Below are 13,479 nucleotides of genomic sequence, written 5' to 3' on the forward strand. Positions count from 1 at the left end.
GTGAGTAGATAATTATAAGGCTAGTAGGGAGTAAAATCCTTGCTAGCCTTATTTTTATACTTTACATTATTTACTTATATTTAATGTAAGACCATATTTATACTAAAAGAAGGAATTTTGTATATTGTGTCGAACGTATAATAAAGTAAAAAATAAACCACTATGACGGCTAAATCAACAGTGGTTTAAGACTAAATATGCATTTATAATCTCGTTATCTCTATTATATAGAAATAAGTTTATGAGTGCAACAATATAATGGGGGAGTTTTATTATGAATTTTGAAGGAAATGTTATTATTGAGAAAGTTATTATTCATATATTAAATCATAAGGAAAATATACATAAATTAAGTGAATTTGAAATTTCACTTAATAACAAATTAAATTTCTTGTTACAGAGTTATATTAATGATTCAATAAGAAGTCCTTCTCGGGTGTTTGCTAAGTTTAATGATATAGATAATGTTGTTAAGAATAGTAGTATAAAGATTTTACAAGACGATAATGAGTTTATAGAAGAATCTAAAAAAATATCCAGGCAATTATTCAAATCTATGAAGGGAACTAATGCATCAGCTGCAAATTTGTTGGTAGTTAAATATAGACATGGATTAGAAAAGGCTATAGGAGTATTTAAAATAGATTTCAATGATAGTTTTTTAACAGAAGAAAAAGAAGAAAAAGGTAAGATTAAAATTGTAATAAATACAATGAATAATGGATTTAGTATTACTCAAAAACTACAAAAGTGTGTTCTTATTTATGATGATATAATAAATGAAGCGGATAGTAGTATATTGCTATTAGATAAGCAAGATGACAATGTAAGTGATTATTTTGTATCTAGATTTTTAGAGTGTGAATTATTAAATAATAGTAAAAAAAGTACTAAATCTATGATAAAAGGTATACTGGAAATTATAAATAATGAGTATGGAGATGACCCAATTGAACTGATAAATAAAACTCATAATTTAACTAGTTTATTTGATACAAGTAAGAAATTTAAACTAGATATAGCTATTAAGCAAATATTTCCTACAGAAAACTTACAGAAAAAAGCAACGGATATAATTAATAAAAAGAAAATAGATAATACATTTGATATTAATGAGGATCAAGTGAAAAAACAATTAAATAGAAGGTCTATAACAACAAGTAATGGAATAAAATTGAAGGGAAAGGCATCGTTGTTTAATACTAATGAAATTAGTGTAGGAGAGTCATATGAAGATGGTACTGTGGATATAATTATTAAAAAAGTGAAGATAATAGAAAATAAGTTATAAAATACTATATTTGAAGGAGGAAGGTATGGAGAAGATTTGTAATCTGTTTAGTTTACTACAAGATTCATGTGAAATAAATGAAGAAATGGATATTGTGTCAATAAAAACTGTGTATGATGAATATACATCAAAAATCTTTAATTATACACAACTAAAAGAGTTAAAAGAACTGTATAAATCTTTTTTAGATATTTTCGTTTCTTCAAAGGTTAATAATGAAATTAATATTTTTAATTTCTTAGACAATGAAGAAGAGCTGCAAGAAGAGATTAATGATATGAATTTAAATGAAACGTTAGTCACTATAACATTTAATAAAATAAAATATATAAGAAGTACATTAAATATACCAGATAATATTAATTTGATATTTGTTGTCCAGGAAAAATTCTTAGTAGAATTGTTAAAAAATAGCGTGCAATCTTTAGAAAATATAATGTTTTCATTTTCAAAAAAGACTGTTATAGTATTAGCGGATTCTGATATTGATGAAAGCAATGAATTTTATAATATAATCGGATTTAACAAATTAAGAAATAAAATTTATAGCATAGAAAGTTCATATGTAAGGAACACAAAAAGAGTAATAGATATTAGAAATGAATACTGTAATTGGATAACAAGTACTGAATATATAACCCCTGATGAGTTGTATATTAATTTTGCTAGCGGCGAAATTATTACACCAATAGAACAGCGCATATGCAAAATTACAGTAGATAGTTGTATAGCATTCTTAGCAAACTTTACAGGTACAATTCATGATGAATTTGTAAGTATTATTAATGGGACTAAAAAAATAAAGATTGAATATGATTTGTTGATAGAGGACTATACTAGGGAAAGCTATGAAAATATTTATAATATATATAAATGGGTGTACCATGAATATTCACCCAATAAGATTTACATATGTAGAAACGTAATCAGTATACTAATATCAGCTAAATGTCAAGGATCTGTATATAAGACTATACTTAATAATAGCGATTGGATATTAGAATCTATAAAGTCAAACTATGAAACTTTTTTAACAGAAAATGTAAATGATTTTTTTAAACAAAAAACTGCATTGGCTGAACAAATTAGAGAAAAGGTAGAAAATATACATTTTCAAATTAATGATATAACTAAAGTATTAGTAAACAATTTTACTTCTCTCATTGGAATTAGTATTACAGCAGTGCTTGGATATATTAGTAAGGGAAATTTAGGTTTAGTGAAAATTTTAGCTCTTTTATATTTAATTTACATAGATTTTAGTGCATCATTTAGTTTGCCGTTAGTTTTCATAAGATATAGTCAAGTTAAGAATGATTTTAATAAGAAAGAAAATGATTATGTAAAAACTTATATTGAAGATGAATTTACAAGGAATATAGAAAAAAGGTTTAGCTCAAATAAGAAGATATTTTGGTGGTACTTTGTGTTAATAATAATAAGTATTATAATATTAAATATTGCTATAATAACATTTATAGCAAGACCAGATATCTATAGGAATGTGCTTGAAAAATTATACATTACTAAGTAATGATATTTAGATATAAAATAAGAGCAAGGCTAAACACCTAAGCTCTTTTCTTTCGTGTAAATATTAGTAGTAATTTAAACTGTTTAATGTTATGATAATATAAATTAAAAAAACTGAATATAGAGGAGGTCTAGTTATGATGTCGAATAGGACACCATATGTTCTAGCAAAAATGGCATTGAGCTTATCAATTTTAAGCATGGTAAGCAACATTGTGACAGTAATGCTAGTAGCATTTATTATATCAAGGTTATTATAGTAAATGCATTACAGAAGGGAATCTAATTATATCCAAGAGGTATGTGAGGTAAAACTCACTTACCTTAGAGGATATAAGATATCATAACTAAAACCTACAATATATTAAAAATGTATTGTAGGGAAACTCCTTAAAAATAAGAAAAGCAGATAGATTTCTAGAGATAGAGATCTATCTACTTTTTATTTGAAACAGTTTAAACTGTTGATAATACTACTGTTAGGGTAATACATGTATGAGTTAATAAATAATAACTGAGTAAAAAATACAATTTGAAAAAATATCAAATTGTAAGATCTATAAAAGCGTTTAAGCTAATTTAAATAAATCACTAGAAATTATGGAAAAAGTTATATAGTAATAGTGCTTAAAATCAATAAATAAGTAGAGTTAGGGGTGTTTTAATCAAATAATTAAAATTTAATTTACAAAATATCAAATAAATAAATTTATTTATTTTACTTTAAATGCAACTAAAAAGCAGTGAAAATAATTTCACTGCTTTCTTATGTTCAGGTTCAATATGAAAAATAATAGTAAAAAGAGGAGTAGTACTTTTTACTTGGGTTACTATCTAAATTATGTACAGAAATTTAGAGTGTATACATTAATTATAAAAAATAAAATTAGTATGTAAATATTATTCAAATATTGACAAATTGTAAATGTATTATACAATTAGATATGGAATACATATTCAAGGAGGATAATTATGGGAAATAAGGTTAAAAAGAAATTTTATAAAAAATGGTGGTTTTGGGCTATAATAATTGTAATTGTAATTGCAGCTATAAATGGTAGTGGGTCTAGTAAGGATAAAGGTAAAGTAGCGACTGATAATAATACAAGTGTAGCACAAGGAGAAAATAACAAAGATACCGCTAAAGAAAACACACCTGTAGAAACACCAAAAGAAGAAGTTAAAGATACTAAAATTAAAGCCGGTACTTATAAAGTAGGCACAGAGCTAGATGCTGGTGAATATTTATTTATAGCAAAAGGTATGGGGTATATACAATGTTCTACTGATACCACTGGAGCTTTAGAGAGTATATTATATAACGATAATGTAAAAGGACATAGTTATATTACAGTTAATGAAGGGGAATACATTAAGGTTCAAGGTGGGGAAATGTACCCAGTAGCAGAAGCACCTTCAGTAGTACCAGCAGACGGATTATATAAAGCTGGAATGTATAAAGTTGGACAAGATATACCAGCTGGAGAATATAAAGTTGCACTGAAGGACACAATGGGGTATATAGAAGTAGCTACAGATAGTAGACATCAATTAGAAAGTATAGTTACAAATGAAAATATTCAAGCAGATTCTTATATAACTGTTTCTGAAGGACAATACCTAAAAATTCAAGGTGTAGAAATTCAAAAGTAGAAATTACAAAAGCCTAGGATTCGCTCCTAGGCTTTTTCTTTTGCCGTCAAAAATTCGTCAAAAATAATTACAGATTTTATTCTATATTATTCTAAAGATAAAAATAATAATTAGTATGAAATCATTGTAATTACTGTGGTTTGGCAAATTGTTCTTGAATTTTAATTCTTCGAACATATTCTTAAATTGAAAGTGGGTTTTAATAATTAGTATATTAAGAAAATTTCTATACTTGTTGAGGCTCTGAGTTTGCTGTATCAGTTTTTATAGCATATTCAAAGACATGATTTGTATCTTCATATTTCTTTATGTCAGGAAAAATTTCAGAATTATCACAGCTATAATTATTTTCTTCACTGTTATTAGAGCCTAAAATATCCTCGTAGTCATTGTCTAAAAAGTTACATTGGCAAGAATCAGATGTTTCATCTTCAGTAAAATCTTTATCAATCATAGATTTACTTATTGCTTCAGTACTTTTATTTGAAACCGCATTTACTACCTTATCAACAATTACAACACCACCAACTACGGCTAAAGTATTAGTTATTAATTTTTTTAAGTTCATACTATCATTCCTTTCTTAAGATTCTCATTTAGTTTGTGTATATAATGAGAAATTATGTTGTTATATTTATTGAAAACATTGAAAAAATTAGAAGAACTAGTTTTCACAAGCTTTAAGCTTTTTCATTATAGTTTCCAAAATAAACATCTGAGTTTGAAGTATATTAAGATTTTTTCCTAAGGATACATCCTTAGTTATTAGTGAGTTAAAAAGTTCAACTTCCTTCTCATTTAAAGATTTCTTAAATTCCAATTGTTTGTCATAGGGAAGTTTTTCAAAGACTACAACAATTTCATAACAAAATTCTAATAAGTTATTGTTAATACTAGTGGCTCTATTTTTATAGTTCTTCTTACACACTAAAAATCCAATAATAATTATAATGATTAATATAAGGTATTGATACATATTATAACCGTCTCCTTTTGTAATAATACATCATAATAAGTATAGTGTACATGACTACCAGTGTAAAGTTATTTATACTAGTATCTTTTAGATTATACAAATATAGTATTAAATATATGCTATGTAGATTTATTGAAGTTTCTAGAACAAGTTAATCTAGAGAATCTGGATAAGCATCTTTATTGCTACAGCTAGGGACATAGTTACAAATATAGGTTTAATAATCTTTGAACCCTTAGTAATTGCAAGTTTTGTGCCAAGCTTTGCCCCTAATATCATAAAGAAGCAAATAGGGATTCCAACTAGATAGTTGATTTTCCCACTAAAAGCAAAGGTTACAAGAGCTGCAATATTACTAACAAAGTTTAAGACCCTTGCGTTGGCAGAAGCTTTTAGAAAGTTAAATCCTAAGATATTTATAAGTCCAAATATCAGGAAAGAGCCGGTACCAGGACCAAAAAAACCATCATAAAACCCAAGGGAAAATGCAAGAATTATAGAAAAAGCTATATTTTTCTTAGTAAATCCCTTAAAATTATCTTCCGCACCTATAGATTTAGAGAAGAAGGTATAAACACCGATACATAAAACTAACACTAGAACTAGAGGCTGAAGAAAACTATCATCTAGAAGTAGTACTGTCTTAACTCCAAGGATTGAACCTATTAAAGTAAAGGGAGTTACTATCTTTAGAAACTTAAAGTTGCAGTTACCTGACTTTATAAAACTAAGGGAGCTAGTAAATGAAGCTGTAGATGCAGTAAACTTGTTAGTTCCAAGTACCATATGAGGAGGAAGTCCAGCCATCATATATGCAGGAACACTGATTATTCCTCCACCCCCTGCGATGGAGTCTACAAAAGCTGCTAAAAACCCAGCAAAACATAGGAAAATAAAAGTAAATGTATTCATAAGTCCTCCCTAAAATTCGAAATTATCATTAGCTTATATTATAAGGGTAAAATAGGTAAAATGGAATTGATTTTAGTAAAATCATATAGAGATGGTGCGTTTTAGAGGCTGGTTAACCTTAGTTACATGTAAATGATTTAATATAGAGTGATTTTTAAAAGCTTTAAATAAACAAAAACCCTAGATAAAAGCATGGTGATAATATATAATTAACTAAGTAAATTTTAACATTAAATATATAAGATAAGTGTAAGGAGATACAATATGAGAAAAAGAAAAGAATATGAGTTTAATATAGAAACTACAGAATTCCCTGGGAAAGGTGTTGCTTTCTATGAGGGAGAAAAGGTTGCTATAAAAAACACTCTACCAGGTCAAAAGGTTAGAGCGAGAGTTACAAAGAAAAACTCTAATGGAATAGAAGCAAAGCTAGTTGAAGTTTTAGAGGATGTAGATTATAAAGTTGCTCCAGCTTGTGAAAACTTTGGTGTATGTGGGGGATGTAGCCATGGAGATTTATCAATGGATACTCAACTTAAATTTAAAGAAGATCAAGTTAAAAGCCTTTTAGATAATAAGGGAATAAAGGATTATGAATATCTAGGAATTGAAACTAGTCCAGATGACTATGAATATAGAAATAAAATGGAATTTACCTTTGGTGATTTTGAAAAGGGCGGAGAACTAGAAATTGGAATGCATGCTAAAAATAAAAGCTTTGCAATTATATCAGTGAATAATTGTAAAATAGTAGACGAAGATTTTAGAACAATATTAACAGCAGCTATAAACCACTTTAAAGAAGCAAACCTTCCTTATTATAGAGTATTAAAGCATGAAGGATTCTTAAGAAACCTAGTGGTAAGAAAAGCTATAAACACAGGAGAAATTCTAATTAATATAGTTACTACAACTCAAGTAGAGTACGACTTTAAAGCTTTTGAGGAACTTTTAAAAGGATTGAAGCTTAAGGGAGAAATCACAGGAATAATCCACACTCTAAATGACTCTCTATCAGATGTAGTTCAAGCAGACTCTATAGAAGTTTTATATGGAAGAGAATACATAATAGAAAATCTTTTAGGTTTAAACTTTAAAATAAATCCATTTGCATTCTTCCAAACTAACACAAAAGGAGCAGAGAAGCTTTACTCAATAGTTAGAGACTTCATAGGAGAATCAGCAGATAAAGTAGTATTTGACCTATACTGTGGAACAGGAACTATAGGACAAATCGTAGCTCCAAAGGCTAAAAAGGTTATAGGAATAGAACTTATAGAAGAAGCTGTAGAAGCTGCAAAAGAAAATGCGAAAATGAACGGTTTAAATAACTGTGAATTTATAGCAGGAGACGTAGCAGTAACAATAAAAAATGTAACAGAAAAACCAGACATCATAATCCTAGATCCACCAAGACCAGGAGTACATCCAGTAGCGCTAGATTATGTTATCAAGTTTGGAGCAAAAGAAATAATATACGTTTCATGTAACCCGAAAACACTAGCTGTAGATCTAGAAGTACTAGTAGCTAATGGATATAAGGTAGAAAAAGTTAAGGTAATGGATATGTTCCCTCATACACCACATGTTGAGACAGTCGTTAAGCTTACGAAGAGCGCAGCGATGAAGTAAGCTTTACGAATGTCCATGCAAGGGCTCCCCAAGAATCCTAGCGAAGCGACGGATGATTGGCAGGAGACTACTGCTGAGACTAGTGTTTACAACGGTTCATGCACGGGTTCACCAAGAGGCATTAAATTCTTAGTAAAAACGAACGTAGTGAGTTTGAACTTAGAATTTAAGCCCATCTTACGACTGAAAGGAATAAGATGTTCCATAGAAAAAGAGGATGATTGGCAGGAGACTACTGCTGAGACGGTGGTTAAACTGGCATTGAACTTAGCGAGAAAGCCCGCATTCCGGAGCTTGTCGGAGGAATGTGTTCCTTTTCAAACAAGTCTGGTATCAAAGGTGTTAAAGTAAGAGTCGGTATTTGATAGGGAGTAAGGGGATATGTTGTTGTAAATTTAATATAAAGTAGAAAAAGACTATGAAGAGCTGTTATGGCTGAAACTTCATGGTCTTTTTGTGTTTTATAAGAGTGCATATTGGTAAATTAATGTTTATTTTATATGTTGATGTAAAATATAAATATAATGGAATATTTAGTGAAATTTAAAAGGTATAGATAGAAGTTTGTAGAATATTATAATGAATTGTTATTTTGAAGAAATAAGTTAGTAGGTAAAATTATCAGTTTTAGATAGTTGTTCAGTTATGTTTATAATGGGAAGTTGAATTAATTATATATCTCAGTAATAAAAAGTAATGAGACAAGAATTTATTGCAGTATTAAAATTACTTAAAGTGACACATTGAATAGCCGTTTGTTGGTGACAATATTGGGACTAGAAATAAAAAAGTTATGAAGGGGTGATGTAATAATTGTCATATAAGATTGAATCTACTGAGAGGTTGCGAAAACCGGGTGCTGAAATGGAAACTAAAGCACTGTTATATTTAATGAATTTTCGTAAAGATAGCGATGAAATACACTATTTTGTTGTTGATTTTTTTAATGATTTAACAGGTATGGATAGAGCATCATCAAAACTTTGGGATATGCAGTCTAAGGGGGCTTCTAACTCATCCCCCAAGTCCATAGGGAAAGAACTGGTAACTCTTTATAAAAACTATCTTAGCGATTTGACTTTTAGTTTTCTTATTCTTTTTTTGGGTGGGATTTCTAATACAGTAAGAATTGATGATTCTAAAAATACTTTTGGATTTGAAAACATAAAAGCAGATGCATTAAAAAAGGTAATTGAAGGTTTGAAAGAAGAAAGTGAAGCTAAAACATATATAGATTCAAGTAAAATAACAGATTCATCCATCAATGCTTTTTTAGAAAATGTAATTTTTGTTATTGACGACAAATCACCAGCTGAGTACGTTAAAGCTATTATAAAAGATCACCCTCACATTATACCTGAAGATAAAGTTCTTAATGCAATCTTTAATGAAATTAGGGATGAACAATCAAGCAAAAAAAACAGTCATGTTATAGAGGGCCTTATTATTTCTACAAGTGATGAAGCTTTGAACTGTTATCGGCATTTGACTAACAATGAAATAAGATTGATGACATTGCAAAGGATTATTAATCGTGATCCTTTAGCGCAAGGATTGCCTTTATCATTCATACCAATTTTAAACCAGTGTCCACCAGAACGACAAAAAGATATGATTGATGAATGCCAAAGCTCGTTATGTAGAGCATTATTTAATAAAAACGCAGCACAGTGTTTTTGGTCAATATTTGAGCAAATATATTTTATAATACTTAATAACCCTACTGATGACCTTCAGCATTTGTACAGAAAAGTAGATTCAGAATTAATTAAAAGTTGTCCTGATTTTGATACATTATCGGTAAAATACTTTATTTCAGTTGTAAAGGATGGGATTCAAGTATGATTATTAAAAAAATAGCTGTAGGAAATGTAGAAGAATCTTTTGTAGAAGATTCTTTTTCTAAAGGATTTAATATAATTTCAAGCGATGATAATAATAAAGGTAAAACTATAATAGTTCAGTCGTTAATGTACGCTTTAGGAAATGACCCAACATTTCCGTCGTCTTTTTCTTATAAGAATTATTATCATTTCGTTGAATTTGAGGTGGATGCAATTACATATTGCATATGTAGAAGAAATGAAGGCTTTGTGCTAAAAACTACATCTGCTCTTATGTTATTTGATAATGTCTCTGAGTTAAAAAGGTACTGGACAAAAAATATTTATAATTTGCCAGAAATACATAAAAATGAAATGTTGAGAATAGTAGATCCTGTTCTTTTTCTGCAATTGTTCTTTGTAGGTCAAGATAAAAAAGCTACCCACAATATTTCTAATGTAGGCTATTATAATAAAACTGATTTCATAAACTTGTTATTTAATTTTTTTGGTTTAGGATCCTCACATTTAAGTTTAGAAGATGTAATGATTACAAAAAAACAAATTTCTAAACTAAAGGAAGAACGGACTAATCTGCTAAAACAACATAAAATACTAAAATCATCTAAAACTGCCGTTAATTATTTAAGTGCAATTAGTGATAAAATATCTTTTAATGAAAAGATACAACAGTTAGATAAGATTAGTGCTAAAATAGCTGAGTTACGAAAAGAAAGAAATATTGCAGCAACGCGAAAATCAAGATGGGAAACAACCCTTAAGGAACTCAGGTCTTTAAATAGAACTATTGATTGTGGAGAATTGCACTGTATGGAATGTAATTCGACTAATATTTCTTTCAGTACAGCTAAGAAATCATCCTATACCTTTGATGTATCTACGGTTGCTATGAGAAATGAAATAATTACTTCAATAAATGAAAAAATTGCATCATATGATGAAGAAATTGAAAAGATTACTTCTTTAATAGGCAAAGAACAGGGATACTTACAAAACTTGATGTCTGATGACAACATTTCACTTGAATCAATAGTTGCATATAAGAATCAAATATTTGATTCGTCAGATGCTGAATATAAAATAAAGGAAATTGACTCACAATTAGAAATACTAAATAATTCCATTCATTCAAATGAAACTAGAACAAAGGAACAAAAGGAGCAACAGGAAAAATTGATAGATGCTATTGTTTCGATAATGAAAGAAATATATATAACTGTTGATCCGAATAGTAATTCAACTATTGATGGAATATTTACTAAAAAAGATGCAGTATTCTCTGGTAGTGAAGCTACGGTTTTTCATCTTGCAAAATTGTATGCCCTTCAGATAAACACAAGTCATAATTTCCCAATAATTGTTGACTCTTTCAGAGCTGAAGATTTATCAACATCAAAAGAAAAAATAATAATAGATTTATATAAAAAAATAGAAAACCAAAAAATTTTCACAACAACACTTAAAACAGAAGAACTTGGCAAGTATGATAATTTGAGCTATATAAATAGCATTGATTACAAAGAACATATGCCTAGTAAGATGTTAAATGCTTCCTACAATTCGGAATTTAGAAAGTTACTTTCAAATCTATTAATCGAACTAAGCTAAAAATGGATGTAAGCTTAATGGAGCTAATCATCTGAAAAGACTAAGCAAAAAGAACGGAAAGAAAATGAACCATGTTATAAACGAGTATTCAAAATCTTAGCAGGAGGAGAACATTCCTTAAAATTTCAAAGAAAGATTCTGTTTTCACTTTCGATTATGTTTATTATGTATGAACTAAAATGCATATTAGGAACAAGCTCTTAATGTCTATAATGGGAAGCTAAAAAAAATTTATTGAAGATTAAAGTACATGAATTATATTAAAATTATTTTAAGATGTCGATAGAGTAGATAAAGAAGTTATTGGAGAGAAATCATAGAGTTAATCAAACGAAAAGCCAAGGCAGAATTAAGTAATGCAATTACTTTACTTATGGGTAGAAGATTATAGAAGATTATAGAGGGGTGAAAAAAATTGGATTCAATTTTAGTCCAAGACATAGATTTGAATATATTATGAAGGATAGTATTATAAAATATCATCAGGATAATGAAATTGTGGATGTTTTTTTTAGAAAAGATAAAAATAGTGGTAGAAATGGAGTAGATAATTTAGCGCTAGTTATTGTAAATAATGGTGCAGGAAAGAGCACTCTACTTAACTTTATATTAGATGGTTTTACTATTGAGAATACATTAATTCAAGGAATATTTATATTTTCAGATGATAATAAAATTAAAATTTATTATAACATTCCAGATGAGGCGTGGTTAGAGTATTTTACAGACAAATATAAACGGTATAAAGTACTACAAAACATGATGGGAAAATTAGAAAAATATAGATTGAAAAACTTAGAATGTTTTGTTGGACACAATGATAAGGCTATTGACAAATGTATTAATGATTTACAAAAAACGCATTTTATATTTTACTCAAATATATTTACAGATAAGTATTGGCGGGTAGTAAAAGCTAAAGGAGTAAGCAATATATCTACAGTAGGTTTGATAGAAAGTGATATGAGCTATGCGTATGAGATGTGATTTATTAATTTAAATAAAAACCCAAATGTGAATTTTTTTAATCACGATTTTTTAAGGCAAATACAATTTGTTTATAATTATAAAAATCTTAAGGATCATATTCCATTTAATTTACCAGAATATGCTTATATAGAATTTGCAAATGTACAACCTATAATGAACAAAATACATAAAATTTTGGATTATAAATTTGATCTTAGTATGTTTAAAAAATATATTAATGAAAATGATAAGAACAATGACATTAAAAAAATTATTATGCAACATACTAAAAACTTACAATTTTATGAAAATTTTCGTTAAAAACCAATACGAATCAAAAAAATTATCTAGTGACGAAGTAGAAGTTCTCGATTTTGGAACTAAATTAATAAGGGGAATATTTACTGAAGTTTTATATAGTATTATGCTGAGAACAGTTGGTAGAAATGACAATAATAAATATAAAGATATTAACACAAGTATTAAATTAAAAATACTTGATAGTATTAACTCAATAAAAAACCTAAATGACTTGTTTGAAGTTGTGATAAATTTTTGTAAAGAGATACTACTAAAGTTTAATATAGATAGAATTACTCAATACATGGATTCTATACTTAAATTTAAAGAGTGTATGTCATTGGAGTTCACTAAAAGTATATTATATAATAGCCTTAATGGAATCTTTAAATTAAAGGTTAATAGAGAAAATAATGAAAAGCGAAAATGAATGATTTAGAAACATTTTTTGAAGTTTATAAACTCATCAAACAAAAACATTACACCCATAATCATTTTAGATGAAGTACAGTTTCTTAAAAATTCATCTCTACATATTATTATAGGAAAAACATCCTTTGGAAAATTTGTGTGTATTCCAAATTATAATGTTGGATGCTATTTATCAAGATTCAACGATTTATTTTGGAATAGTGAAAAATTATCAGAATTAATGGGGGAAGTAGACGGTGTAACAGCTGCTACAGCAATAAAATTTATAGAGCATAAATTATTACTTTGGGACTGTTTTTAGTCCCATTTTTTATTGCAAAGTAAAGATA

Annotated in this window: 13 protein-coding genes; 10 read left to right on the top strand and 3 right to left on the bottom strand. The window is 28.0% G+C overall.

Going from position 1 to position 13,479, the window contains the following annotated elements; translation table 11 throughout:
* Nucleotides 1–274: 274 nt before the first annotated feature.
* The 4 genes from RSD37_RS11235 to RSD37_RS11250 all read left to right on the top strand — a co-directional run bounded on the left by RSD37_RS11235 (nt 275) and on the right by RSD37_RS11250 (nt 4,477).
* Nucleotides 275–1,291, top strand: a complete 1,017-nt coding sequence (locus tag RSD37_RS11235) for a nucleoid-associated protein (RefSeq protein WP_346946836.1) — start codon at nt 275–277, stop codon at nt 1,289–1,291.
* Nucleotides 1,292–1,316: 25 nt separating this feature from the next.
* Complete coding sequence (locus RSD37_RS11240) at nt 1,317–2,825, top strand: hypothetical protein (protein ID WP_346946837.1); 1,509 nt, start codon at nt 1,317–1,319, stop codon at nt 2,823–2,825.
* Between the two features lie 136 nt (nt 2,826–2,961).
* Nucleotides 2,962–3,084: a hypothetical protein gene (locus RSD37_RS11245; RefSeq protein ID WP_346946838.1), complete on the top strand. Its 123-nt coding sequence runs from the start codon at nt 2,962–2,964 to the stop codon at nt 3,082–3,084.
* Nucleotides 3,085–3,796: 712 nt separating this feature from the next.
* Nucleotides 3,797–4,477, top strand: coding sequence for a hypothetical protein (locus RSD37_RS11250; protein WP_346946839.1), 681 nt, complete (start codon nt 3,797–3,799; stop codon nt 4,475–4,477).
* Between the two features lie 226 nt (nt 4,478–4,703).
* Here the strand turns inward: RSD37_RS11250 and RSD37_RS11255 are convergent, their stop codons facing one another.
* From RSD37_RS11255 to RSD37_RS11265, 3 genes are all read right to left on the bottom strand, one after another.
* The gene (locus tag RSD37_RS11255; protein ID WP_346946840.1) at nt 4,704–5,045 is read right to left on the bottom strand and encodes a hypothetical protein; all 342 of its coding nucleotides are present in this window, start codon (nt 5,043–5,045) and stop codon (nt 4,704–4,706) included.
* 96 nt (nt 5,046–5,141) lie between these two features.
* Entirely contained in the window at nt 5,142–5,453 is a 312-nt protein-coding gene (locus tag RSD37_RS11260; RefSeq protein ID WP_346946841.1) for a hypothetical protein, read from the bottom strand.
* A 156-nt stretch (nt 5,454–5,609) separates the two neighbouring features.
* Nucleotides 5,610–6,365 (bottom strand): TSUP family transporter, encoded by a 756-nt coding sequence (locus RSD37_RS11265; RefSeq protein WP_346946842.1) that lies wholly within the window; start codon nt 6,363–6,365, stop codon nt 5,610–5,612.
* Nucleotides 6,366–6,629: 264 nt separating this feature from the next.
* Between RSD37_RS11265 and rlmD the strand changes: the two genes are divergently transcribed.
* The 6 genes from rlmD (at nt 6,630) to RSD37_RS11295 (ending at nt 13,451) form a co-directional block, all read left to right on the top strand.
* Nucleotides 6,630–7,997 (top strand): 23S rRNA (uracil(1939)-C(5))-methyltransferase RlmD, encoded by a 1,368-nt coding sequence (gene rlmD / locus RSD37_RS11270; protein ID WP_346946843.1) that lies wholly within the window; start codon nt 6,630–6,632, stop codon nt 7,995–7,997.
* Nucleotides 7,998–8,810: 813 nt separating this feature from the next.
* Nucleotides 8,811–9,842, top strand: a complete 1,032-nt coding sequence (locus tag RSD37_RS11275) for a hypothetical protein (RefSeq protein WP_346946844.1) — start codon at nt 8,811–8,813, stop codon at nt 9,840–9,842.
* Nucleotides 9,839–11,449 (top strand): hypothetical protein, encoded by a 1,611-nt coding sequence (locus RSD37_RS11280; RefSeq protein ID WP_346946845.1) that lies wholly within the window; start codon nt 9,839–9,841, stop codon nt 11,447–11,449. Before RSD37_RS11275 ends, RSD37_RS11280 begins: the two co-directional genes overlap by 4 nt.
* Before the next feature lie 405 nt (nt 11,450–11,854).
* Nucleotides 11,855–12,436, top strand: coding sequence for a hypothetical protein (locus RSD37_RS11285; RefSeq protein WP_346946846.1), 582 nt, complete (start codon nt 11,855–11,857; stop codon nt 12,434–12,436).
* A 238-nt stretch (nt 12,437–12,674) separates the two neighbouring features.
* Entirely contained in the window at nt 12,675–13,148 is a 474-nt protein-coding gene (locus RSD37_RS11290) for a hypothetical protein (RefSeq protein WP_346946847.1), read from the top strand.
* 18 nt (nt 13,149–13,166) lie between these two features.
* Nucleotides 13,167–13,451, top strand: coding sequence for a DUF6618 family protein (locus tag RSD37_RS11295; protein ID WP_346946848.1), 285 nt, complete (start codon nt 13,167–13,169; stop codon nt 13,449–13,451).
* Nucleotides 13,452–13,479 lie beyond the last annotated feature (28 nt).

Origin of the sequence: Clostridium sp., assembly GCF_036646415.1 — a bacterium.
GTDB lineage: Bacteria > Bacillota > Clostridia > Clostridiales > Clostridiaceae > Clostridium_J.